The organism is Mycobacterium sp. 1245852.3 (assembly GCF_001669335.1).
In the GTDB taxonomy this organism is placed as follows: Bacteria; Actinomycetota; Actinomycetes; order Mycobacteriales; family Mycobacteriaceae; genus Mycobacterium; species Mycobacterium europaeum_A.
Genome location: NZ_LZLL01000143.1, coordinates 1 through 21,098, shown reverse-complemented (window position 1 = coordinate 21,098; position 21,098 = coordinate 1). Strand labels below are relative to the sequence as shown.

Sequence of the window (21,098 nt, the reverse complement as noted above, 5' to 3'; positions counted from 1 at the left end):
GGGAGAGCGCTTCCCTGACACGGAAGAGGTCACTGGTTCAATCCCAGTATCGCGCACCAGCATTCGTGCAGTTCAGATGTGATTTTGGGAATCTGAGCGGGCATCACGCCCGATACGTGCCCAACCGTTGGCAACTCCATTGCTTCGGGTGTTGCTTGCTGCACTGTCCGCCGGTGTGAAGCGCCCCTCAACGATCTATCTCGCCCGGCTAGCAGCTTCCAGGCGCTTGCGGCGGATGGCCGCGCGGCAGGCGTGGCTGCAGTGGCGTCCATCGGCACGGTGCGCAAGGAACGCTTGCGCAGTAGCCGCAAGGGCCGGGGCAGACGATTGGTTGCCAGGCCTCGGTGTGCTGAGGATAGCCCTGACCATGTCGGTCGCACCGACTCTCCCGAGGACGTAGCGCTGGCGCATCGCCGCGGGCGGACTAATTACTACAAGATAGAGGAGTCGTCAAGGGAATCCGAGAAACCCATATGAACCTCATCGCAAACATGGGACACTGTCCCAGTCAACCGTACGACGCACGCTGAACGGAGGTGCAGTCGGCAATGACGACCCCAGGACCCCTGCCCACGATCAGCGGGAAGTGGGTTCGGCTCTTCCGTTTCTTGTATGACCGCGTTATATCGAAGGTCTACAATATCATTCAATATCCGATGATTCCGCTGAAAAGCGCAGCGGTAAATGAGTTGGATCTTAAGCCTGGCGACCATGTGATCGTATTCTGCTGTGGGACCGGTCTCGAATTTTCCTTCATACAGTCGCGCATTGGCCCTGAAGGGGAGATCCTCGGCATCGACTGGTCAGATGGAATGTTGGAGCGGGCTCGCCACATGATCGCCGAAAAAGGTTGGACGAACGTCAAATTGGTCAAAGGCGACGTTACCGCTTTACCCTTAGGCGTCATTGACAAGGCGTCTTACGACGCGGGGATATGCACGTTAGGCCTGTCCATCATCAGTGACCCTGAAAAGGCATTCCAAGTACTCAAGAATGCTGTAAGAGCAGGAGGGAACATAGTAATCGGTGATGTCTGTTCGTTCTCCGGACTGAAGTCGGTTTTGAATCCGATCCGTACCCTCGGAGACCTTCCAGCGGGCAACACGTACAGCAGCTTGGCGCACAGCCGCGTATTCGCTGAAAGTTTGCAATCGCGTTTGTTGGACGTACACGTTAAATGGCACCTTGGTGGGGGGTATTACATTGCGTCAGGCAGAGTTCCGGACCAGACATGAATGAAACACAACAGACCTCAGATACGTCTGCTCCTTAAGAAACCCATTCGTTTGTTGACGGCGGAGAATGGAGTGCACGGGCACCGACGAGCCTGGGCGGCCCCAAGAATCATCCGGCTCCATGACGCAGCGTCAACGTCGTTGCGCAGCAAACGATCTCGATATTTCAGCCAGCCCCCGATATTCCGCGTTTCCCCGAAATCTCCGGGTTTTCCCTCGAATCTCTTCCGCCCTCCCGCCTCGGCGCGCCGCTGGCCCGGCTCGAGGCGTCGATCGCGTTGTCGGGGGTGACATCGCGCTTTCCGTGCGCACGTCTTGATGGCCCGGCGTTTTCCTTGCCCGCAGGGCCCGCCGCGCGGGGAGAAACGCGCGAACACTTCTGAGCGAAACTTTCGCCGCCTCAGCACAAGTGAAGTAGTGCACTACTCGTGCCCGCGCCCGGGATCGCGGACACGATCGAGCCATGAAAGACAACCTTGCACCGCCCAGCGGGGCGACCATGGTCGACGAATGGGACAACCTCGGACCGGCCTTCAGGGTGTTCGACGGCCCGGAGTGGAGCATCGACCACCCCGGCCACGGGCAACCGGCCGAGATCGTGGTCTCCGTCATCGGGCGGCAATACGTTGACGGGCACGCCGAGTGCCAGGTCGTCATCGACTGTCCCGACACCCCGATCATCGCGCCGGCCGCAGCCCGGCAGCTGGGCAGGGCGTTGATTGCCGCGGCGGACGCCGCGCACGGATGACTGTGTCCGCATGGCCGGCGCCGACCAGGGGGCGGCACCGACCGATTCTTGGCGACCCTCAGTCGCTGGTGTGCACGATCAAGACGTCGGTCTTGGCCCTGCGGGAAACGGCGGACGGGACTGAACCCAGCAGCCGCCCGGCGACGCTGCTCAGTCCGACATTCCCGACGACGAGCAGGTCGGCGTCGACCTCCTTAGCCAGGTCGACCAGCACGTTGATGGGGGCACCGACGACCGACTTCTCCTCCACGTCCTTGGCGCCGGCCTGGTGCGCGCGCTCCCTGGCGTCCCGCAGGATCCTGTAGTAGGGCGCCTCGCCCACCGTCCGGTAGTCCTGGCCGTGGTCGCTACCCGGCGGGATGGCGTAGCGGCCGCGTTCCTCGGGAACGGGAAGATGTGCCGTCACAACGATCAATTTCGCGCCGTGATCCGCGGCGATCGCGGCCGCGCGCGCCACCGCGCGCAGCGACGAGTCCGAACCATCCGTGCCGACCACAACGGTCTGATAGGCGCTCATTCTCATGCAGTGTAAGGCCCACTGCGACTCGCGAGAGAGAAATCGGGCAGACCCCCCAATTCGTGGTTGTTAAACGCCGCGAACCCGCAATAATGCCAGCATGCGTCTGATCTACGCCGCTGCGGCGGTCGGCATCGCCATTGCTGTGTCGATGGGGGCGCCGCCGGCTCACGCTGACTCCGGCGTCCCCGGTTACGTCCAGTGCGTGGGCGGCGATGCGAAGCCCCCACCACCGGGAGTAAGCGCCGAGACTTGGTTCCCCAGCCTGCACGTCATCGATAACGACATCGGCTCTGGCATTCCCTCCGAAGAAGTAGTTCGGCGATTGATCAACATGGGGGTCAAGCCCGACGACGCCGCCACCCGGGTGCGGTGTTATCTGGCCAACCTGCCGCACTAAAGCGACTGGCCCTTCTCGAAACGGTTATGCGGCAACGTTTTTCACGCGTCTTCTTTTCGGAATGCGGGACGGGCGCCAGTACGAGCTCGCGGTCAAATCTCCGGGTGCGTTATCTTCTGGCAGTGACCAGACCCGCTCACATGAGCGCACTCGCGGCGACGCTGGCGCTGACGGCCTATTTCACTGCGCCCCAGGGCACCGCCGACCCGACAACCCAACAGTCGCCTTTCCCGACAGGAAAATCCGGCACCAGCATCCACGTCACGGAGTACAGCACCGCAACCGCCGACGTCACGCTCAACAACGCGACGTGGATCTCGTCCGGCTGCTCCGGCGGCGGGGGCTGCACCGTCATCGAGGTGACCATCGAAGGCAAGTCCAGCGCGCCGTTCAACTACAGCCAGTCCTCCCTGACCGCCTCCTCTTCCCCCTGGCGGCAGGACCCGAACCGCGATGTCGAGAGCGGCTCATCGCTCGTCGACTACCAGAAGATCAATAAGACGCCGCCGCTGCGCGCGGGCAGCGTCACCAACGGCCAGACCGCCCACGGATTCGTCGCCTACGACGGCAACGTCAAGCAGGGCGACGTTTACATCGAGTTCAACGATCCCAATGCTCCGGCGGCCCCGACCCCGTTGGCGGGCTGGAAAGTGCACACCTGAGCGGAGCCGTCACCGCCACGTCTTCGGGACCCTTGTCCCATAACAGGTTCCGATCGCCTGACTAGCCGCCGGACGAAGACTTGGTGGGGTCCTCCGCCTCCGCCAACGCGACCGCGCTTTCCCGGTGATTGTTCGCCGCGGCCTGCCAATGCTCATCGGCCTTGTCCTGTAGTTGCTCAGGATCGCCGATTCCCTCCATGGCCGCGCGCTGCAGATTGTTTGCGGTCCGCTCATGCGCGCGTGCGGCTTCGTCGTGTCCGCGAGAGGCAGCCAGATGCGCTTTCTCGGCGCGCTCCATGGCGTCCTGCGCATACCGGCGCGCCCGGTCGACCGAATCCCCGGAAGAACCCTCGCCGGCGGCCAATTCGGCGCGCCGTTGCCGCAGCTGTTCAATCCGCTGTCCCGCCCTCGCTGCCCGCTCCCGCGGCTCGGGAATCCCTGCGTCTCGCCGTGCATCCATCAGCTGTTGATTCTCGTGGCACGCGACATGATTCGACTCCGTTATTTCGCGCGGAACTGGAAGCGCTGCCCGATGCCCTTGGCCATTCAACGTATCCATTTCGCGCGGTAGGTGTCGACGAATCCCGCCGATTCCGCAGGGAGGATTCCGAGTTTCAAACCGCCGTTCCGTGTCGGCGCCCGGGGTTACGATCTGCCGAAGAGCTACAGATTCGAGGGGCCATGCACCGCACCCGACGTCTCGTCACCACACTGATGGCGGCCATCGCGTTAACGCTCGCGGCCGCGGCTTTCGCTTGCGCGCCGCCTGTCTCGGCCGACCCGGTATGCGGTGTGCCGGGAACGCCGCCGTGCGCGGGCCCCGGCCCGCTGACGCCCGAGCAGCAGTGCGCGTTCATCGCGTGGCGGTCGATGATGCCGTGCAACTGGCTCGGAGTGCAGGTGCCCGCCGGCACACCGGGAAGTTGGGACAACCCGCCGGCCCCACCGCCCGGGGCACCGCCACCGCCACCGTGAACCGAGGGCGGCTAGCTACCCACGCGCTCGGCGGTCATGTTCATGTCGATGGTCCCTTGGCATGCGCCACTCAAGATGTCGGTGTGCATGACGCCGGCCAGCGTTCCGTCGGGTTGGGGCGTGTAGTGCACCTCGGCCCGGGCCGGATTCCACTGGATCGTGGTGTCGGGCATCATGCAGTCCCACTGAAAGTCGTTGGCCTGCGACCACGCCTTTCCATCCCAGGTGAACTGAACCGGCTGCGGCACCGTCGGGTTGGTGGGCGGCGGGCCGCTGACGATGGTGGCGACGCACTTGCCGTTCGTGCAGCTCGAACGGATACCGTAGGTCTCGGTGTGCTGCACCTCCGGGTCGCCGACGGCCATGCTGGTCCCAGCCTTCGGGCCGACCATGAACGTGATCGCGTACTGGCCATTCCAGGACGGATTGTCGGCGAAAGCCGTCGGGATAAACCACACGGAAATTGCGAACGGCACCGCCGATAAACCGACGACGGATTTCACACGGTGCGGCGTCATCGTTCCTCCTGCGGGTCCGTACTCAGTCAATAGTCGTATGCCGAGCCGTCGCCGACAAGATGCCGGCGATAACCCGAATTCCGGCGCCCTACCAGCCCCACTCGTCGTCGTCCAGAACATCAACGGTCAGGGCGTTGTCGGCGGGGCCCTTCGTCCCATAGGTAAAGGTCAGCAGGGTGCGGTCGTCGTCGAGGGGTTCGGTCGCGACGACGGTGGCGTGCCCGACCTTCATGCGGATTCGGTCGCCGGGCTTCAATTCGTCGACGCGTTTAAGCGTCACACCCGACCAATCGGTGAAGTGCTGGTGCTGCAGACACTTTGGCGATTCATCGCCCTCCTTCACGACCGAGTCTCCCGGCCTGAAAGCGCATTTGCGGACCGCCTGACCCTGCAATTTCGCGCGGCACAGCGGCGGGTTGCAATATACCCCGGTGTCGAATTGCGGTCCGGCGCCACGGCCGGAGCAAAATGTGAGGCGTGAGTTGGACGAGGTATACCGGCAGAGCGCTCGCGGATATCACCCTGGACGGCGACGCGTTGCATGCCGAGCTCGAAGACTTTATCCGCGTGGACAATCCGCATCTGACCGATGTTCGCCTCGAGCGGGCCACGGCGACCGAGACGGACAGCGCCGGACCGTCCAAGCGGTGGTACGAAGTCACCTACCTGGCTGAAGACCCCGAAGGCAATTCGTAACATGCGCAGGAGCGCGCCGATGCGACCGGTCATCGCCGCCGTGGCTGCGGTCGGTTGCGCGATCGCCGCGCCGCCCGCGCCGATGGCCCGGGCCGACGACGGCTTCGTCGCCCTCGCCGTGTCGGTGGGGAGCGGACGAGCCGCCGGCTGGGGCACCGGGGCCAGTCAGGACCAGGCGAACCAAGTCGCGCTCGCGCACTGCACCGCCGAGGCCGGCGACGTCTGTGAAGTGGTGGCCGGCACCCGCAACGGCTGCGCATCGGTGGCGTTCGACCGCCTCTCCGGCCGGTTCCAGGGCGGTTCGGGGCCCGACGCCACCGCATCCACCGCCGACGCGCTGGCCAAGCTGGGTTCACCCAACGGGCACATCAAGGCCACCCACTGCTCGTCCTGAAATCCGTGCCTCGCCGCGAGAAGTACACCGCGATGTCGACTATCGTTCATGGAAGTCGTCCTTGACTGCACGCCGACGGGTCCGCGCACTGACGGGAGGCCATGACTGTGACGAAGGCCGGGAAGTGGCCGGCGCTCTGCGCGGTTTTCCTGTCCGCTGCCTTGGCGTTCGCGGCGCCCGCCTCAGCGGATGACACCGACGACGCGTTCATCGCGGGCCTCTCCAAGGGCGGAATCACCATGCCCGACAACGACGATGCGATCGGAAAGGCCCGCACGGTGTGCACCAGCATCGCCACCAACCCGAACGCCTCGGTGCTGGCGATCCAGCTGGCCAGACAAACGGACCTCTCGGTCAAGCAGTCCGCCTACTTCGTCGGCCTGTCGATAGCCACCTATTGTCCGCAGTACAAGGAGGACATCGACCCGTCGGTCACCTGGCTGCTGCCGGGACCCCCGCTCATGTGAGCACACCTGCTGCGGTGCAAGGGATTTGGCCGTTCAGCAGTGGTCGGTCCAGCACCGCTGCAGGGGGCAGTACGTCGAATGCGCAAGGCTCACCATGGATCCGACGTCTCCGAAGGTGACATTCCTGGGGTCCAGGATCTGGTGGATGCTCTGGGAGATCTGCTCATAGGTCCAACCCCAACCGATGTCATCACAGATCAGGCGCCCGATCCCGGTAAGGGCGGCGTCGTGATCGGGCGGCCAACTGAAGCCGGCGGCACGCAGTTGCGACAGGTACGCGTCGTCGAGGGGGTCGGCGGTGGCAACCGCGGCGCTGGTAATCAGAGCCGCGCCCAACATGACGGGGATGGCCAACGCGGCCAGCCGGCGAGCTGAGGACATCATGCGCTTCCTTTCTTCGGGGCGTTCACGATGCCGTCGACCCATAGCGGCATGAAGACGAAGAATAGGCACAATCGGGAAAAAGCGCCTTATGAACGGCTGAATAATCGGATTTTCAGGCCGTCAACGCAGTCGGTTCAGCCTCGCGCGGGCAGACCGTTCTCGTACGCCGTGGTCAACCAGAACAGGGTGCGCTCGATACCCGGCACGATTTCGGTGACGTCGATCTCCCCCTGAGCGAATCGGGTGAGCAGCCCGTAGACGACGCCGGTGAGGATGAGCTCGAGGTCTTTGGCGAATCCCGGATCCGCTTGCGCCAGAACGGCTTTGGCGACGGGAACGACGGCGTCGACGCCACGCTGGATGAGGCGCTTTCCGCCGGGCCCCGAGCGGGCCTGGAAGTAGGAGCGCAGCATCACCGGATGCCGTTCCCACGGCTCGAAGATGGTCCGCATCACGTGCATCAGGTCCACATAGATCGACTCACCGGGCAGATCGTAGATCAGCGACGGCAGGCGCGCATAGCGATTGGCGTCCATCCACCCGTCCAGGGCCGCGACGATCAGCTCGTCGCGCGTGCGATACCGCTTGTAGATGGTCGCCAGGGAAACCCGCGCCCGCCGGGCCACCTCGCGCAGCTGGACGGCCTCGTAGCCCTCGCTGTCGAGCATCTCGACCACGATGTCCAGGATCGGGTCGGTCCGCGGCCCGGACGCGCCGTTCTCGGCATCCACTGCCGCCCCTGTTGCCGTCATGAGTAACCATGTTACTGTCCGCAGGTGAGTAACGGCGTTACTCTGCCCTGAACTGGGCCGACGAACAGAGAGGACGCGCGCCGTGGGGTCAATAGATGGCAAGGTCGCCTTCATCACCGGGGTGGCGCGCGGCCAGGGTCGCAGCCACGCCGTGCGGCTCGCGCGCGAGGGCGCCAACATCATCGGCATCGACATCTGCGCCGACATTCCCGCCAACGGTTACCCGATGGCCGCCCACGAGGAGCTGGACGAGACCGTCGCGCTGGTCGAAGAGGCCGGCGGCAAGATGCTGGGCACGGTCGCCGACGTCCGCGACTTCGAGCAAGTCAAGGCCGCAATGGATGCCGGAGTCGAGCACTTCGGCCGCCTCGACATCGTGCTGGCCAATGCCGGGATCGCGCCGCTGGCGTTTCGCCAGTTGAGCATCGAGGAGGAGCTGGCGCAGTGGCGGGCGGTCACCGGCGTCAACCTCGACGGGGCCTATCACACGGCGTGGGCGGCCGTCCCGCACCTGTTGGCCGGCAACCGCGGCGGGGTCATCATCTTCACCAGCTCGACCGCCGGCATCAAGGGTTTCGGCGGCCTGCAGGGCGGCGGGCTGGGCTACGCGGCATCCAAACACGGGATCGTCGGGCTGATGCGCACCCTGGCCAATGCCCTTGCACCGCTGAGCATTCGGGTCAACACCGTGCACCCGACCGCAGTGAACACGATGATGGCCACCAACGACGACATGACCGAGTTTCTGGAGAAGAATCCCGGCGCGGGTCCCCATCTGCAAAACCCGATGCCCGTCGGCATGCTGGAACCCGAAGACGTCAGCGCCGCCATCGCCTACCTGGTCTCCGACGAGGCGAAGTACGTCACGGGCGTGACCTTCCCCGTCGACGCGGGCTTCTGCAACAAGGTTTGATACGCGGATGACGACGAACAACGCCGGCCGGGTCGCGGGCAAACGGGTCTTGATCACCGGCGCCGCGCGGGGCATGGGACGCTCGCACGCGGTGCGGCTGGCCGAGGAAGGCGCCGACTGCGTCCTGGTGGACATCTGTTCCACCCCAGCAGGTTTGGAATACCCACTGGCCACCGAAGACGACTTGCACGAGACCGCGCGACTGGTGGAGAAACACGGCCGGCGTGCGATCACCAAAGTCGTCGACGTCCGCGACGAGGCCGCCATGAAATCGGCGGTCGACGACGCCGCCGGCGAACTCGGCGGACTCGACGGCGCCGTCGCCAACGCCGGCGTGCTCACCGTCGGCACCTGGGACACCACCACCGCCGAGCAGTGGCGACTGATCGTCGATATCAATCTCATCGGCGCCTGGAACACCTGCGCGGCCGCACTCCCCCACCTGGTCGCCCGGGGCGGCGGGAGCGTGGTCAACATCAGCTCGTCGGCCGGCATCAAGGGCACACCGCTGCACGTGCCCTACACCGCCTCCAAGCACGGCATCGTCGGCATGACCCTGGCGCTGGCCAACGAGCTTGCCGCACAGAACATTCGGGTCAACACCGTGCACCCCACCGGGGTGGCCACCGGGATGGCGCCCCCGAGCATGCACACCCTGATCGCCGAGCAACGGCCCGACCTGGTGCCCATCTTCATCAACGCGCTGCCCGCGCCGCTGATCGAAGCGTCCGATGTGAGCAACGCGGTGTTGTATCTGATCTCCGAGGAATCCCGTTACGTCACAGGGCTGGAACTGAAGGTCGACGCCGGTGTCACCATCCGATAGGGCTCCGATGAACGACGGTGCGCGACGCGAACGCGGGATGCGTACCTTCACCGAGGTGATGACGATCGACCCGCCCGACGCCGACAGCCCGTATGCGGGCGGATTGATCGACTTCGTCTTCGGCGAGGTCTGGTCGCGACCGGGCCTGTCCCGCCGCGATCGACGGTTCGTCACGCTGGCCTGCGTCGCGGCCGCCGACGGGCAGGCGCCGCTGGAGCAGCACGTCTACGCCGCACTCAACAGCGGCGACCTGACCATCACCGAAATGCGGGAGACCGTCCTGCATTTCGCGGTCTACGCGGGCTGGCCGAAGGCGTCCCGATTCAACATCGCCGTGGATGTGCAATGGGCCAAGATCGCCGGGGAGCGCGGCGAGGCGGCCCCTCCCCCGGAACCGCTGCTGCCGCTGGTCACCGCCAGCGACCCCGAGCAGCGACTGCGGGGCGGCGAAGAGTCGTTCAAGGAGATCAACTGCCTGCCCTTCGCGCCGATGCGGGACAACCCCTACTCGGGAGCGGGCATTCTGAATTTCGTCTTCGGCGAGATGTGGTTGCGGCCCGGCCTGGGCATGAAGGAACGCCGCCTGATCACCGTGGCCTGTGTCGCGTTCCAGGACGCCGAAATCCCGATCATGTCCCACGTGTACGCGGCGCTCAAGAGTGGCGACGTCTCCTTCGAGGAGATGGACGAACTGGCGCTGCAGTTCGCCGCGTACTACGGCTGCGCCAAGGCCGACTACCTCAACCAGGTGATCGTCGAACAGAAGCAGCGGGTGACGGCCGAAAACCAGGCCGATCACACCACCGTCGGCTGACAGCACACCGGAAGGCATCCCGCCATGACGGCCACCGCGACCTCACCGCCCCGCTCGGGCGCGTTACTCATTGGCACAGAACGCATTACCACCGCCTCGGGCGGCAGCTATGAGCACGCCTACCCCGGCACCGGCGCGCCCAACGCGACCATCCCGCTGGCCGGTCACGACGAGATCGACAGGGCCGTCGACAGCGCCTGGGACGCGCATCGCGAATGGGTCTCCTATCCCGTCGATCACCGCCGCGACCTGCTGTTCGCGCTGGCCGACGTGGTGCGCGACCACTTCGCGGAGCTGACCGAGCTCAACGTGCACGATTACGGCGTCCCGGTGTCGGTCGCCGGCAACTCCGTACTGACCGAGCGGTTCCTGCGGTACTACGCCGGTTACGCCGACAAGACCCACGGCGCAAGCACTCCCGTGGCCGGTGCCTTCGACGTCAACCTCGTCGAACGCGAACCGTACGGCGTCGTCGGCGTCATCGCCCCCTGGAACGGGCCGCTGGTGGTGGCCGGCGCGGCCGTGGCGCCCGCACTGGCGGCGGGAAACGCGGTCATCCTCAAGCCCTCCGAGCTGGCGTCGTTGGCGCCCTTGCGCTTTGGTGAACTCTGCCTCGAAGCGGGCCTGCCGCCGGGACTGGTCAACGTGTTGCCGGCCGGCCCCGCGGGCGGTGACGCGCTGGTGCGCCATCCCCGGATCGGCAAGATCCACTTCACCGGCGGCCAGGCCACCGCGCAGAAGGTGCTGCAGGCCGCGTCGCACCATCTCACCCCGGTGACAGCCGAATTGGGCGGCAAATCAGCCTATCTCGTGTTCGCCGACGCCGACCTGGATATGGCCGCCGTCATCGCCGCCCATCAGGGGCCCATCACCCAGGCCGGCCAAAGTTGCGCGTGCGCCTCGCGCATTCTCGTCGAGGCGTCGGTGTACGAGAGCTTCGTGGACAAACTCGTGGCGACGGTGCGCGCCGCCAAGATCGGTGATCCGCTGCAACCCGACGTCATGCTCGGTCCCGTCATCACCGAAGCCGCCGCCGACCGCATCCTCGGCGTCATCGACCGGGCGGTCGGCGATAAGGCCGGTGAGCTGGTCACGGGCGGACGCAGGCTCGGTGGCGAGTTGGCGTCCGGTTATTTCATCGAGCCGACGATCTTCGCCAACGTCGACAATCGGTCGGCGCTGGCGCAGACCGAAACCTTCGGGCCGGTGGCGTCCGTCATCCCCTTCGCCGATGAGGCCGAGGCGGTCAGGATCGCCAACGATTCACGCTACGGCCTCAATGCCTTCGTGGCGACGTCCAACCTGGAACGTGCACATCGGGTTGCGCGTCAGCTGCAGGCGGGTTCGGTGTGGGTGAACCGGCACAGCGACATCGAGCCGCAGGGCCCCTACGGCGGCTACAAGCAGAGCGGGTTCGGCCGCACCGGCGGCGTCGAAGGCCTGTATGAGTTTTTGCAGGTGAAGAACATTCGCATCGGCATGAGCTGACACCGCTAGTTTCGGCCCCGACGGCATTTGCTGTCGTGAAATATTGTGCAAATCAAGTATTTCCGCTAGAGGGGTAGAGTCGCGGGCATGAGTTTGGTCGAGTGGCTGAGGACGCCGCGCTACTTGCGGACGCGTTTCATGATGGAAACGCGGCCGCTGAACCGCCTGGAGATGGAGATCGTGTTCCTCGAGGTCGCCGCCCGTGACGCGTTGGTACGCCTGCCCGTGGCGTTCATGATCCTGCCCAAGGCCCCCCGGCCCTGGCGCGATGGCCCGTCCACCCCGGAACAGGGCAAGTAGAGGTTCCACGCGGGACTTGGGAGCCGCGACCGAGTCGGGCATGCTGACGGTATGCACGTGAGCAACGGAGTACGCGACCCGGCGGCCAGCTTTCCCCTCGACACCGCGGCGGACGACGCCGGCGAGCGCCGGCAGGCCAACCGTGCCGTCGCCGTCAGCGCCGTCGGGCTGGCGCTGACCGGCCTGGTCGAATTGGTGATCGCGCTGGTGTCCGGTTCGGTGGCGTTGCTGGGCGACGCGCTGCACAACCTGTCGGACGTGTCCACCAGCGCCCTGGTGTTCATCGGCTTCCGCGCGTCGCGCAAGCTGCCCAGCGAGCGGTATCCCTACGGCTACGAACGCGCCGAAGATCTCGCCGGTATCGGTGTGGCCGTGGTGATTTGGGGCAGCGCCGTGGTCGCCGGTTTCGAGAGCGTCACCAAGTTGCTCCGCCACGGCGGCACCGGCTACGTGAGCTGGGGCATCGGCGCGGCCGTCGTGGGCGTAATCGGCAATCAGCTGGTGGCCCGCTACAAACTGGTGGTGGGCAGGCGAATTCGGTCGGCGACCATGGTGGCCGACGCCAAGCATTCGTGGCTGGACGCGCTGTCGTCGGGCGGCGCGGTGCTCGGGCTGATCGGCGTGGCACTGGGGTGGGGCTGGGCCGACGCCGTCGCGGGGCTCGTGGTCACCGGGTTCATCTGCCACGTCGGCTGGGAGGTGACCGCCGACATCGCCCATCGCCTGCTCGACGGCGTCGACCCCGACATCATCACCACCGCCGAGGCCGTAGCCGCGTCGGTCCCCGGTGTGACGCACGCGCACGCCCGGGCCAGATGGACCGGGCGGACCCTGCGCGTCGAGGTGGAGGGGTTCTTGAACGCCGACACCCCGCTGGCGGCCGCCGACCAGATCGGCCGCAGCGTCGCCGCGGCGCTGACGCCACGGATCCCGGAGATGCAGAGCTTCACGTGGACGGCCCGCGCCGCCTGAGGTGACCCGGCCTCAGCGGCGGAATCGCTCCCGCAGCTGCGGGTCGTTCTCCCACCAGAGTCCCGACGGCGCCGGGGTTTGGCCCTCGACGTCCTGGGCGTCCTGCGTCTTGGGGGCCGCCTCGGCCTCGTCCAACTCGGCGTCGACCGCCACTGCATGCGCCTGCTCGTCGCGCGACAGCGCGCGCATCAGCAGCAGCACGAACGGCCACCCGACCAGATCACCGAGGATCCACAACACGCCGGCCCCGATCGTCTGGTCGAGCCGCGGGTCGGGTCCCCAATTCCGTTGCAGCCCGGCGTAGTACGCCGCACCGATCAACGATCCCTGCCAGATGACCAATCCCAGGACGCCATCGCCGAGCGCCTCGGCGACGGTGATCAGCAGCGAGATCGACTGCGGGTACCTGCGGGGTACCGGGTCCTCTTGCAGCCGGGCGTAGAAGTAACCGAATCCCAGCACCACCAACAGAATTCGCGTCGGCGCGCCGACCCACTCGGTCCGCAGGGCCGCGGTGTACCAGGGCGTCAGATAGAGCAACCAAGGCGTGGCGAGCATCGCGACCGACGTGGTCGCGGGATGGACGAGCACGCGGGCGAACCGGGTGGCCAACAACCGGTCGATGCGGTCGCGGCCGGACGGACCGACGGCGGCCCGAAAGGCGGTGACCGGCTTGGCCTGCGCCATGAAGAACGGCACGACGTACAGCAGCAGCAACACCTGCAGCGCCCGCACCGAGAACAGGACGTAGGCGTAGGCCCCGATCGCGCTGATCGTGGCCAGCGCCCACGCGAGCAGGCCCAACCCGAAGCACGCGGCGTTCGTCGGGCCGACCGCACCCTGGGCGGCTCGGGCGCGCCGGTAGCACCACCCGTAGCCGGCGGCGAACGCCGCCACGACGACCACCGCGACCGGGTCGAAATGCCAGGTCTGGACGGCCGCGTCCCACGTCAGCGGTCCGGGATCGACGCGCACGAACACCAGCCTATTGCGGCCGGGAAGGCCTCAGTTGCCGGCTGCGCCCTCCGGCTTCGGACCGCGGTCCTCGCCGGTGATGTATTTCGGGCAGTAGTGCGCGGCCGCCAGATAGGTGAACTTGGCCGCGGCGGCGCCCTGGAAAGCGGGATTCTGATTGCGCAGGTCGGTCACGATCTTCGCGTCGGACTGGCCGTCGTCGAGCAGTTCGCACACCGACTTGCCGATGGTGATCGCGTTGCCGGCGTCCTGGTAGGTGAGGCCGGCGTCGCGGAGGTCCTTGAGGAAGTCCTGATCGTTGTCGATGTCCGCGTGCGCCGGTGCGGCCAGGACGAGCATGGCGGCGAGGCTGGTCAGCCCCAGGAGAAGTCGCATAACGCTGTGATTGTCGCAAACCCGCGGACGATTGGCATCTCGTCGGGCGAACGGGAGGTGAACTGTCACGGTCCCGCCTCGCCTGGATGCCAGCCGTTGCGCACCGAGAAATGGCCCCCAATTCACCCGCTCAGCAAACCAACGAAAATGTGCCGTGCAATTGGTCGACGCAATCGCTTTCGCCCCCGACCGCGTGCGGCATATTAACGCCGAAATGTTGACAACAGGTTTCGTTTACAATGCGGCGCGCGCGCAATTGTAAAATTCGGATTACCTGCGCCGCGCATGCCTGCCGTCGGGCGGGCCGCTAAGACGAGGAGCTGGTGGCCGTCACGCTGGGCGCGGGCGAGCTCTTGTTCGAAATCACATATGGGCAATAGGCATTGACTGCTATGGCAGCGAACTTGTTGGCCTTGTCATCGCTCAGGTCGGAGTTCTTGGATTCCAGCGTCGAGACGACGTCGGACATCCCGGTGCCGTTCACGAGCGTCTTACACACCCAATGGCCCGCGCCGACCACCGTATCGCTGTCGGAATAGGTGATTCCCGCGGAGTCGAGAGACGCGACGAATGCATCGTCGGTGTCGTCGGCGTGCGCGGGCACTGCCATGCCGATTACTGCGGCAAAGCTCGCCGCAACAAGAAGAAGTTTCATATACCACAGATTGGCAGAGAAGCGAACGCTCCGCATCTCCTGAGGCAAAACCTTGCCGCTTTCCTACCGGAGACGCCCTCTGGGGTGGCAACCCCCGGCCGCGTCGTCAACCGCTGGTTGACACTTCTCGGCCGTCAACCTACCGTTGACGGTATGTCCGATCCCGTCCGCATCTCCTACCCGATCCGCCTCGACGAGCTGATCGACGCCATCAAGTCGACGCGCTCCGACGTGCTGGATCAGCTGGCCGACGCCGTGCTGGCCGCCGAACACATGGGCGAGATCGCCGACCATTTGATCGGTCACTTCGTGGACCAGGCCCGCCGCTCTGGGGCGTCCTGGACCGACATCGGCAAGAGCATGGGCGTCACCAAGCAGGCCGCCCAGAAGCGCTTCGTCCCGCGTGCCGAGCCCGCCACCCTCGACCTCGACCAGGGGTTCGCGCGCTTCACCCCGCGGGCGCGGGGCGCGGTGGTGGCGGCCCAGAACGCCGCGCACGACGCCGGCAACAGCGAGATCACCCCGGATCACCTGTTGCTCGGCGTGCTCGGCGACGCGGCCGCACTGGCGACCGTGTTGCTGCGCCTGCAGAATGTCGACACCGAGGCGCTGCGCGCCGCCGCGACGGAGGCGATCGCCGCGCTGCGCGTGGAAGCCCAACCGCCGCAACTCATTCCGTTCAGCGGACCGGCGCGCAAGGCGCTCGAGCTGAGTGTGCGCGAGGCGCTGCGGCTCGGCCACAACTACGTCGGCACCGAACACCAGCTGCTGGCGCTGCTGGAGCTGGAAGCCGGCGCATCGGCCCAGGGGCCGCTGCACCGCTGCGGTGTCGACAAGGACCGGGTCGAGGCGGATCTGGTCAAGGCGCTGCAATCCCTGTCCGGCGGCAAGGACGGGTGAGCGGTGCGGTCGACCCCTCCCTTCGGCGTCCCCGCGTGTGCGATCATGCGTGGGTCCCCTGCAACGGCGCCAAGGAGGCACGACATGGCGAAGATGCACCGCTGGCTGATGGTCGCCGCCGCCTTGCTGCTCGCGGTCGCCGGCCTCACCGCCGTCGGCGTCGGCGCGGTTCCGTTGCCCCGCGCGTGGGCCGGTGACGCGCCGATCGGCCACATCGGTGACACGCTGCGGGTGGACGGCGACACGTTCATCGCCGACGTCACCGTGAGCGGCGTGGCGCCCTGCGACCCGCCGCCCGGATTCGGCTACACGCGCGAAGGCACCTACAAAGGCTTCCCGGGCAGCACCGTCGAGCGCGCCGACGTGACCATTCGCGCGATCCGGGTGCCCAATCCCTACGTCATGGCGACCGTGCTGAGCTTCAACGGGGTGACCCCGAACGCCGACGCCTACAAGCCGCGGGCCTCCGATGCGCCCGACGCGCTGGACAACGTGCTCGTCAACGCGCCCAACGGGGCGATCGTGCGCGGCGGCGTGTACTGGGACGCCTACCGCGACCCCGTCACCACCGTCGTGCTGCTGGACAAGAAGACGGGTTATCACCTCGCGCAGTGGAACCTCTGACCGCAACGTTCCAGACCGCGCCGGCGAGTTCCGGCGACGCCGTAGAGCTGGCCGCCGTTGCGGCCCTTACCTTTCCGTTGGCGTGCCCACCCTCGGTGACCGCCGAGGACATCGCCGCGTTCGTCGGCGCCAACCTGTCGGCCGCCCGCTTCGCCGAGTACCTGAGCGATCCGGACCGCGCCGTCATCACAGCGCGCCAGGACGGCCGAATCGTCGGCTACGCCATGCTGATTCGCGGCGACTCCGACGACTCCGCCGAGCTGTCCAAGATGTATGTCCTGCCCGAGCGCCACTCCAGCGGGGCCGCGGCGGCGCTGATGGCACGCACGCTGGCGGTCGCGGCCGACTGGGGCGTGCGCCGGGTGTGGCTGGGCGTGAACCGGGTAAACGAACGCGCACAACGCTTTTACCGCAAGAGCGGATTCACCATCCACGGCACCCGCACGTTTCGGCTGGGCGCCGGCGTCGAGAACGACTACGTCATGACCCGCGAGCTGGATTAGCCGCCGCGGTCAGCGCCAAGAGCCGGGAAGTGGCCCGCAGATATTTCTTTCGGTATCCCCCCGCCAGCATCTCCTCGCTGAAGATGGTGTCCAGCTTGGTCCCCGAGGCCACCACGGGAATGCCCGCGTCATAGAGCCGATCGGTGAGCGACACCAGCCGCAGCGCGACGTTCTGGTCGTCGATGCCGTGCACGCCGGTCACGAACACCGCGCTCACACCCTCGATCAGCGCCAGGTAGCGCGACGGGTGCATGGTGGCCAGGTGCGCGCACAGCGCATCGAAGTCGTCGAGCGTCGCGCCGTCGACCTGCGCGGCGCGCGCGGCCACCTCGCCGTCGGACAGCGGCTGCGGCGCCGGCGGCAGGCCGCGGTGCCGGTAGTCGGGCCCCTCGATCCGCACGGTCGTGAAAATGCTTGCCAGCGTGTTGATTTCGCGCAGGAAATCCTGGGCGGCGAAGCGGCCCGCACCGAGCTGCTCGGGCAGCGTGTTGGAGGTGGCCGCCACCGAGACCCCACGCTCGACCAGCGAGGAGAGCAGCCGCGAGATCAGCGTGGTGTTGCCCGGATCGTCGAGTTCGAATTCGTCGATACAGACCGCCGTGTAGCCGGCCAGCAGGTCGACGCACTCGGCGAAGCCGAACACCCCGGCCAACTGGGTCAGCTCCCCGAACGTCGCAAACGCCTTGGGGGCTTGGCCATCCGGCGACGCACCCGGCCCGTCACCGGGTAGCTCGTAGTAGGCCGACGCCAGCAGGTGCGTCTTGCCCACGCCGAACCCGCCGTCCAGGTACAACCCGACACCGGGCAGGGTTTCGCGCCGCCCCAACAGCTTTCGGCGACCGGCGCGACGCTCGACGGCCTGGCGGCAGAAGTCGCGGCAGGCCACCACCGCGGCGGCCTGCGTCGGCTCCGCCGGATCGGGCCGATATGTCGCGAAGCTCACGTCGGCGAACGTCGGGGGCGGCCTCAATTGGGCGATCAGCCGCTCCGGCGACACCGTCGGGTGCCGATCCACCAGGTGAGCCACGCCGCCCGCGACGCCCGCGGAGGTGGACCCGTGCATGCAGGCACTGTAGCGGCGTGCTGCAATCAGACCCATGCCCGACTCTGGCGCCGCGCTGTCGCTGCTCGGGTCGGTGCGCGGCCTCGACGAGGGCGACCTCCCCGGACTCTATGGCTATCCCGCACACGACGGGACGTGGGTGCGGGCGAACTTCATCGCCAGCGTCGACGGCGGGGCCACCTCCGGTGGCAGCAGCGGCGCCATGGGCGGCCCGGGCGACCGGTTGATCTTCAACCTGTTGCGTGAACTCGCCGACGTCATCGTGGTCGGTGCGGGCACCGTGCGGATCGAGGGTTACTCCGGGGCGCAGCTGTCCGTCGCCCAGCGTCAGCACCGGCAGGCCCGCGGGCAAAGCGAGGTCCCCCAGCTGGCGATCGTGACCGGATCGGGCCACCTCAACCGGGACATGGCGGTGTTCACCCGCACCGAGGTGCAGCCGCTGGTGCTCACCTGCACCGCGGCGGTCGAGCAGACACGCCGGGCGCTCAGCGGCCTGTGCGAGGTGCTCGACTGCTCGGGCCACGATCCCGAGAAGGTGGACGAGGCCGCCCTGTTGGCTGCCCTCGGCGCGCGCGGCATGCGCCGCGTCCTCACCGAGGGCGGGCCGACGCTGCTGGACTCGCTGATCCGGCGCGACCTGCTCGACGAGCTGTGCCTGACGATCGCGCCCTGCCTCGTCGGCGGCCAGGCACGACGCATCGCCACCGGCTCGGGGCAGCTGCTCACCCGGATGCGATGCGCCCACGTCCTGACCGACGACGCCGGCTACCTTTACACCCGCTACGTCAGGGCCTAGCTACTGTGGTCGGCATGAGTCGGCCGTACACGTGCGCCACGATCCTGGTTGCGGTGACCGCGTTGCTGGCCGGCTGCGTCCCGGGGCTGGCCGCCGACCCGCGGTTCGCCACCAATTCCGGTGCGCGACCCCAGGGAGCGGCGACCTCCAAGCCGCCGCCCAGCGGGCCGCCGCCGATCGCGGCACCCAAGAACGACCTGGCGTGGCACGACTGCACCTCGCGGGTGTTCGCCGACGCGGCCGTCCCCGCCGCCGCCGGTGTCCAGTTGGACTGCGCGACCTACGACGCCGACCTGGACCCGGTCAACGGCGGGGGCGGCACCCTGAGCATCGGTGTGGTGCGCGCCCGCTCCAGCCAGACACCCCAGGACGCCGGCCCGCTGGTCTTCACCACCGGCTCCGATCTGCCGTCCTCGGCGCAGCTGCCGGTCTGGTTGTCCCGGTCGGGCGCCGACGTGCTGGCCAGCCACCCCATCGTCTCCGTCGACCGCCGCGGTATCGGCATGTCGAGTCCCATCGACTGCCGGGACAAGTTCGACCGCCAACAGATGCGCGACCAGTCGCAGTTCCAGACCGGCGACGACCCGGTGGCCAACCTGTCCGAGGTGTCCAACACCGCCACCACCAACTGCGGCGACGCCGTCGGCATCGGGCCGAACGCCTCCTCCTACGACAACGCGCACGCCGCCTCGGACATCGAGCGGCTGCGCGCCCTGTGGGACGTGCCCGCCCTGGCGCTGGTCGGCATCGGCAACGGCGCGCAGGTGGCGCTGGCCTACGCCGGATCGCGGCCGGACAAGGTGGCCCGGCTGATCCTCGACTCACCGGTTGCGTTGGGCACCAACGCCGAAGCCGCCGCCGAGCAACAGGTCAAGGGACAGCAGGCCGCGCTCGACGCGTTCGCCGCCCAGTGCATCGCGGTGAGCTGCGCGCTGGGCGCGGACCCCAAGGGCGCCGTCAGCGCCCTGCTGGCCGACGCCCGCGCCGGTCATGGCCCCGGCGGCGCGTCGGTGGCACAGGTGGCCAACGCCATCACCGTCGCACTCGGTTATCCCTCCGACGGCCGCGTCAACGCCACCACCAACCTGGCCAACGCGCTGGCCGGCGCGCGCTCCGGCGACACCAACGCGCTGAACAATCTGATCAACCACGCCAACGCCGTCCAGGACTCCGACGGCCAGTTCGTCAACGTGTGCAGCGACGCGGTCAACCGCCCCACCCCGGACCGGGTGCGCGAACTCGTCGTCGCCTGGGGCAAGCTCTACCCCGAATTCGGCACCGTCGCCGCGCTCAACATGGTCAAGTGCGTGCACTGGCCCACCGGCTCCCCGCCGCCCACGCCGAAGACCCTCAAGGTCGACGTGCTGCTGCTCGGCGTGCAGAACGACCCGATCGTCGGCACCGACGGCGTCGCGGCCACCGCAGCCAGCATCATCAACGCCAACGCCGCCAGCAAGCGGGTGATGTGGCAGGGCATCGGGCACGGCGCCAGCATCTTCTCCGGCTGCGCGGTGCCGCCGCTGATCGGCTACCTCAACAGCGGCAAATTGCCCAACACCGACACCTACTGCCCGGCCTGACGCTGCTTTCCGGCGCCCTCGGGCGCCGGTGTACGGTGCGCTGGTGACGGCAGCTGAATCGACCCGAACCGGCCTGCGTGACCGGACCCTGGCCGCCTTTGGTCCCCGCACCGGCGCACCGAGCGTCGCGGCCGTGCTGCGGATGGCGTTGTGGCCGCTGGCCATCCTCTCGGTCCTGCACCGCAGCATCGTGCTCACCCTCAACGGGAACATCACCGACGACTTCAAACCCGTCTACCGCGCTGTCCTGAACTTCCGGCACGGCTGGGACATCTACAACGAGCACTTCGACTACGTCGACCCGCACTACCTGTACCCGCCGGGCGGCACGCTGCTGATGGCCCCGTTCGGGTACCTGCCGTTCACGCCGTCGCGGTTCCTGTTCATCGGAATCAACACCGTCGCGATTCTGATCGCCTGGTACCTGCTGCTGCGGATGTTCAAGTTCACGCTGGCCTCGGTGGCCGCGCCCGCCCTGCTGCTGGCGATGTTCTGCACCGAAAGCGTGACCAGCACGCTGGTGTTCACCAACATCAACGGCTGCGTGCTGCTGGCCGAGATGCTGT

Annotated in this window: 29 protein-coding genes and 1 pseudogene; 20 read left to right on the top strand and 10 right to left on the bottom strand. The window is 67.1% G+C overall.

Features of this window, described 5'->3' with window-relative positions; genetic code table 11:
* The first annotated feature begins 548 nt into the window (after positions 1-548).
* Together A9W96_RS30200 and A9W96_RS06520 are read left to right on the top strand one after the other, a co-directional pair.
* Positions 549-1,235: a class I SAM-dependent methyltransferase gene (locus A9W96_RS30200; RefSeq protein WP_082972070.1), complete on the top strand. Its 687-nt coding sequence runs from the start codon at positions 549-551 to the stop codon at positions 1,233-1,235.
* A 463-nt stretch (positions 1,236-1,698) separates the two neighbouring features.
* Positions 1,699-1,983 carry a hypothetical protein gene (locus A9W96_RS06520; protein WP_066870377.1) on the top strand — a complete coding sequence of 95 codons (285 nt, stop codon included), beginning with the start codon at positions 1,699-1,701 and terminating at the stop codon, positions 1,981-1,983.
* 58 nt (positions 1,984-2,041) lie between these two features.
* Here the strand turns inward: A9W96_RS06520 and A9W96_RS06515 are convergent, their stop codons facing one another.
* Positions 2,042-2,500: a universal stress protein gene (locus tag A9W96_RS06515; RefSeq protein ID WP_066870379.1), complete on the bottom strand. Its 459-nt coding sequence runs from the start codon at positions 2,498-2,500 to the stop codon at positions 2,042-2,044.
* 100 nt (positions 2,501-2,600) lie between these two features.
* On the opposite strand from A9W96_RS06515, the gene A9W96_RS06510 reads away from it, so the two are divergent.
* Both A9W96_RS06510 and A9W96_RS06505 read left to right on the top strand, forming a co-directional pair.
* Positions 2,601-2,900 carry a hypothetical protein gene (locus tag A9W96_RS06510; protein WP_066870382.1) on the top strand — a complete coding sequence of 100 codons (300 nt, stop codon included), beginning with the start codon at positions 2,601-2,603 and terminating at the stop codon, positions 2,898-2,900.
* Between the two features lie 140 nt (positions 2,901-3,040).
* A complete protein-coding gene (locus A9W96_RS06505; RefSeq protein ID WP_066880433.1) occupies positions 3,041-3,562 on the top strand; it encodes a hypothetical protein in 522 nt (173 codons plus the stop codon).
* Positions 3,563-3,623: 61 nt separating this feature from the next.
* Here A9W96_RS06505 and A9W96_RS31240 read toward each other — a convergent pair whose 3' ends face one another.
* Positions 3,624-4,121, bottom strand: coding sequence for a hypothetical protein (locus A9W96_RS31240; RefSeq protein WP_156749149.1), 498 nt, complete (start codon positions 4,119-4,121; stop codon positions 3,624-3,626).
* Between the two features lie 122 nt (positions 4,122-4,243).
* Between A9W96_RS31240 and A9W96_RS30195 the strand changes: the two genes are divergently transcribed.
* A complete protein-coding gene (locus A9W96_RS30195) occupies positions 4,244-4,537 on the top strand; it encodes a hypothetical protein (protein ID WP_082972068.1) in 294 nt (97 codons plus the stop codon).
* Between the two features lie 11 nt (positions 4,538-4,548).
* On the opposite strand, the gene A9W96_RS06495 is transcribed toward A9W96_RS30195, so the two are convergent.
* Both A9W96_RS06495 and A9W96_RS06490 read right to left on the bottom strand, forming a co-directional pair.
* On the bottom strand, positions 4,549-5,055 hold the full coding sequence (locus A9W96_RS06495) for a hypothetical protein (RefSeq protein WP_067138516.1): 507 nt from the start codon (positions 5,053-5,055) through the stop codon (positions 4,549-4,551).
* A gap of 88 nt (positions 5,056-5,143) precedes the next feature.
* Positions 5,144-5,398 carry a hypothetical protein gene (locus A9W96_RS06490; protein WP_067138514.1) on the bottom strand — a complete coding sequence of 85 codons (255 nt, stop codon included), beginning with the start codon at positions 5,396-5,398 and terminating at the stop codon, positions 5,144-5,146.
* A gap of 134 nt (positions 5,399-5,532) precedes the next feature.
* On the opposite strand from A9W96_RS06490, the gene A9W96_RS06485 reads away from it, so the two are divergent.
* From A9W96_RS06485 to A9W96_RS06475, 3 genes are all read left to right on the top strand, one after another.
* Positions 5,533-5,751, top strand: coding sequence for a hypothetical protein (locus A9W96_RS06485; protein WP_066870399.1), 219 nt, complete (start codon positions 5,533-5,535; stop codon positions 5,749-5,751).
* A 19-nt stretch (positions 5,752-5,770) separates the two neighbouring features.
* Complete coding sequence (locus A9W96_RS06480) at positions 5,771-6,145, top strand: DUF4189 domain-containing protein (protein WP_067138524.1); 375 nt, start codon at positions 5,771-5,773, stop codon at positions 6,143-6,145.
* Between the two features lie 101 nt (positions 6,146-6,246).
* Positions 6,247-6,612, top strand: a complete 366-nt coding sequence (locus tag A9W96_RS06475) for a DUF732 domain-containing protein (RefSeq protein WP_067019824.1) — start codon at positions 6,247-6,249, stop codon at positions 6,610-6,612.
* Positions 6,613-6,645: 33 nt separating this feature from the next.
* Here A9W96_RS06475 and A9W96_RS06470 read toward each other — a convergent pair whose 3' ends face one another.
* A complete protein-coding gene (locus tag A9W96_RS06470) occupies positions 6,646-6,996 on the bottom strand; it encodes a DUF732 domain-containing protein (protein WP_082972067.1) in 351 nt (116 codons plus the stop codon).
* A 134-nt stretch (positions 6,997-7,130) separates the two neighbouring features.
* Positions 7,131-7,748 (bottom strand): TetR family transcriptional regulator, encoded by a 618-nt coding sequence (locus A9W96_RS06465; protein ID WP_067138512.1) that lies wholly within the window; start codon positions 7,746-7,748, stop codon positions 7,131-7,133.
* Between the two features lie 82 nt (positions 7,749-7,830).
* On the opposite strand from A9W96_RS06465, the gene A9W96_RS06460 reads away from it, so the two are divergent.
* The 6 genes from A9W96_RS06460 (at position 7,831) to A9W96_RS06435 (ending at position 13,061) form a co-directional block, all read left to right on the top strand.
* On the top strand, positions 7,831-8,661 hold the full coding sequence (locus A9W96_RS06460; protein ID WP_067138510.1) for a mycofactocin-coupled SDR family oxidoreductase: 831 nt from the start codon (positions 7,831-7,833) through the stop codon (positions 8,659-8,661).
* 7 nt (positions 8,662-8,668) lie between these two features.
* Entirely contained in the window at positions 8,669-9,487 is an 819-nt protein-coding gene (locus tag A9W96_RS06455; protein WP_067138508.1) for a mycofactocin-coupled SDR family oxidoreductase, read from the top strand.
* Between the two features lie 37 nt (positions 9,488-9,524).
* Complete coding sequence (locus A9W96_RS06450; RefSeq protein ID WP_067138520.1) at positions 9,525-10,301, top strand: carboxymuconolactone decarboxylase family protein; 777 nt, start codon at positions 9,525-9,527, stop codon at positions 10,299-10,301.
* 24 nt (positions 10,302-10,325) lie between these two features.
* Positions 10,326-11,789 (top strand): aldehyde dehydrogenase, encoded by a 1,464-nt coding sequence (locus A9W96_RS06445; protein WP_067138506.1) that lies wholly within the window; start codon positions 10,326-10,328, stop codon positions 11,787-11,789.
* Positions 11,790-11,876: 87 nt separating this feature from the next.
* A complete protein-coding gene (locus A9W96_RS06440; RefSeq protein ID WP_066870416.1) occupies positions 11,877-12,089 on the top strand; it encodes a hypothetical protein in 213 nt (70 codons plus the stop codon).
* A gap of 51 nt (positions 12,090-12,140) precedes the next feature.
* Entirely contained in the window at positions 12,141-13,061 is a 921-nt protein-coding gene (locus tag A9W96_RS06435) for a cation diffusion facilitator family transporter (RefSeq protein WP_067138504.1), read from the top strand.
* 12 nt (positions 13,062-13,073) lie between these two features.
* On the opposite strand, the gene A9W96_RS06430 is transcribed toward A9W96_RS06435, so the two are convergent.
* The 3 genes from A9W96_RS06430 to A9W96_RS06420 form a co-directional block, all read right to left on the bottom strand.
* Entirely contained in the window at positions 13,074-14,036 is a 963-nt protein-coding gene (locus tag A9W96_RS06430) for a cytochrome c oxidase assembly protein (protein ID WP_067138518.1), read from the bottom strand.
* 30 nt (positions 14,037-14,066) lie between these two features.
* Entirely contained in the window at positions 14,067-14,411 is a 345-nt protein-coding gene (locus A9W96_RS06425; protein ID WP_066880420.1) for a DUF732 domain-containing protein, read from the bottom strand.
* 307 nt (positions 14,412-14,718) lie between these two features.
* Complete coding sequence (locus tag A9W96_RS06420) at positions 14,719-15,102, bottom strand: DUF732 domain-containing protein (RefSeq protein ID WP_231999611.1); 384 nt, start codon at positions 15,100-15,102, stop codon at positions 14,719-14,721.
* A 117-nt stretch (positions 15,103-15,219) separates the two neighbouring features.
* Here A9W96_RS06420 and A9W96_RS06415 point away from each other — a divergent pair, with 117 nt between their 5' ends.
* The 3 genes from A9W96_RS06415 (at position 15,220) to A9W96_RS06405 (ending at position 17,093) form a co-directional block, all read left to right on the top strand.
* A complete protein-coding gene (locus A9W96_RS06415; protein ID WP_067138502.1) occupies positions 15,220-15,966 on the top strand; it encodes a Clp protease N-terminal domain-containing protein in 747 nt (248 codons plus the stop codon).
* A 93-nt stretch (positions 15,967-16,059) separates the two neighbouring features.
* Entirely contained in the window at positions 16,060-16,590 is a 531-nt protein-coding gene (locus A9W96_RS06410) for a hypothetical protein (protein WP_231997812.1), read from the top strand.
* Complete coding sequence (locus tag A9W96_RS06405; RefSeq protein ID WP_067138500.1) at positions 16,578-17,093, top strand: N-acetyltransferase; 516 nt, start codon at positions 16,578-16,580, stop codon at positions 17,091-17,093. Before A9W96_RS06410 ends, A9W96_RS06405 begins: the two co-directional genes overlap by 13 nt.
* Here A9W96_RS06405 and zapE read toward each other — a convergent pair.
* Complete coding sequence (gene zapE, locus A9W96_RS06400; protein WP_156749109.1) at positions 17,071-18,192, bottom strand: cell division protein ZapE; 1,122 nt, start codon at positions 18,190-18,192, stop codon at positions 17,071-17,073. The genes A9W96_RS06405 and zapE overlap by 23 nt on opposite strands.
* Between zapE and A9W96_RS06395 the strand changes: the two genes are divergently transcribed.
* The 3 genes and pseudogenes from A9W96_RS06395 to aftC all read left to right on the top strand — a co-directional run.
* Positions 18,191-18,952 (top strand): pyrimidine reductase family protein, encoded by a 762-nt coding sequence (locus tag A9W96_RS06395; protein ID WP_067138498.1) that lies wholly within the window; start codon positions 18,191-18,193, stop codon positions 18,950-18,952. The two genes, zapE and A9W96_RS06395, sit on opposite strands and share 2 nt — an antisense overlap.
* Before the next feature lie 14 nt (positions 18,953-18,966).
* Complete coding sequence (locus A9W96_RS06390) at positions 18,967-20,532, top strand: alpha/beta hydrolase (RefSeq protein WP_067019844.1); 1,566 nt, start codon at positions 18,967-18,969, stop codon at positions 20,530-20,532.
* A gap of 28 nt (positions 20,533-20,560) precedes the next feature.
* A pseudogene (gene aftC / locus A9W96_RS06385) lies at positions 20,561-21,098 on the top strand (arabinofuranan 3-O-arabinosyltransferase); the annotation flags it as partial.

Coding starts and splice junctions, on each gene's coding strand:
- A9W96_RS06480 (WP_067138524.1), top strand. CDS start 5,771: ATGCGACCGGTCATCGCCGCCGTGGCTGCGGTCGGTTGCGCGATCGCC.
- A9W96_RS06445 (WP_067138506.1), top strand. CDS start 10,326: ATGACGGCCACCGCGACCTCACCGCCCCGCTCGGGCGCGTTACTCATT.
- A9W96_RS06440 (WP_066870416.1), top strand. CDS start 11,877: ATGAGTTTGGTCGAGTGGCTGAGGACGCCGCGCTACTTGCGGACGCGT.
- A9W96_RS06415 (WP_067138502.1), top strand. CDS start 15,220: ATGTCCGATCCCGTCCGCATCTCCTACCCGATCCGCCTCGACGAGCTG.
- A9W96_RS06455 (WP_067138508.1), top strand. CDS start 8,669: ATGACGACGAACAACGCCGGCCGGGTCGCGGGCAAACGGGTCTTGATC.
- A9W96_RS06475 (WP_067019824.1), top strand. CDS start 6,247: ATGACTGTGACGAAGGCCGGGAAGTGGCCGGCGCTCTGCGCGGTTTTC.
- A9W96_RS06390 (WP_067019844.1), top strand. CDS start 18,967: ATGAGTCGGCCGTACACGTGCGCCACGATCCTGGTTGCGGTGACCGCG.
- A9W96_RS06520 (WP_066870377.1), top strand. CDS start 1,699: ATGAAAGACAACCTTGCACCGCCCAGCGGGGCGACCATGGTCGACGAA.
- A9W96_RS06410 (WP_231997812.1), top strand. CDS start 16,060: ATGCACCGCTGGCTGATGGTCGCCGCCGCCTTGCTGCTCGCGGTCGCC.
- A9W96_RS06495 (WP_067138516.1), bottom strand. CDS start 5,055: ATGACGCCGCACCGTGTGAAATCCGTCGTCGGTTTATCGGCGGTGCCG.
- A9W96_RS06465 (WP_067138512.1), bottom strand. CDS start 7,748: ATGACGGCAACAGGGGCGGCAGTGGATGCCGAGAACGGCGCGTCCGGG.
- A9W96_RS06515 (WP_066870379.1), bottom strand. CDS start 2,500: ATGAGCGCCTATCAGACCGTTGTGGTCGGCACGGATGGTTCGGACTCG.
- A9W96_RS06395 (WP_067138498.1), top strand. CDS start 18,191: ATGCCCGACTCTGGCGCCGCGCTGTCGCTGCTCGGGTCGGTGCGCGGC.
- A9W96_RS06435 (WP_067138504.1), top strand. CDS start 12,141: ATGCACGTGAGCAACGGAGTACGCGACCCGGCGGCCAGCTTTCCCCTC.
- A9W96_RS06450 (WP_067138520.1), top strand. CDS start 9,525: ATGCGTACCTTCACCGAGGTGATGACGATCGACCCGCCCGACGCCGAC.
- A9W96_RS30200 (WP_082972070.1), top strand. CDS start 549: ATGACGACCCCAGGACCCCTGCCCACGATCAGCGGGAAGTGGGTTCGG.
- A9W96_RS06425 (WP_066880420.1), bottom strand. CDS start 14,411: ATGCGACTTCTCCTGGGGCTGACCAGCCTCGCCGCCATGCTCGTCCTG.
- A9W96_RS06505 (WP_066880433.1), top strand. CDS start 3,041: ATGAGCGCACTCGCGGCGACGCTGGCGCTGACGGCCTATTTCACTGCG.
- A9W96_RS30195 (WP_082972068.1), top strand. CDS start 4,244: ATGCACCGCACCCGACGTCTCGTCACCACACTGATGGCGGCCATCGCG.
- A9W96_RS06420 (WP_231999611.1), bottom strand. CDS start 15,102: ATGCGGAGCGTTCGCTTCTCTGCCAATCTGTGGTATATGAAACTTCTT.
- A9W96_RS06470 (WP_082972067.1), bottom strand. CDS start 6,996: ATGATGTCCTCAGCTCGCCGGCTGGCCGCGTTGGCCATCCCCGTCATG.
- A9W96_RS06510 (WP_066870382.1), top strand. CDS start 2,601: ATGCGTCTGATCTACGCCGCTGCGGCGGTCGGCATCGCCATTGCTGTG.
- zapE (WP_156749109.1), bottom strand. CDS start 18,192: ATGGGTCTGATTGCAGCACGCCGCTACAGTGCCTGCATGCACGGGTCC.
- A9W96_RS31240 (WP_156749149.1), bottom strand. CDS start 4,121: ATGGATACGTTGAATGGCCAAGGGCATCGGGCAGCGCTTCCAGTTCCG.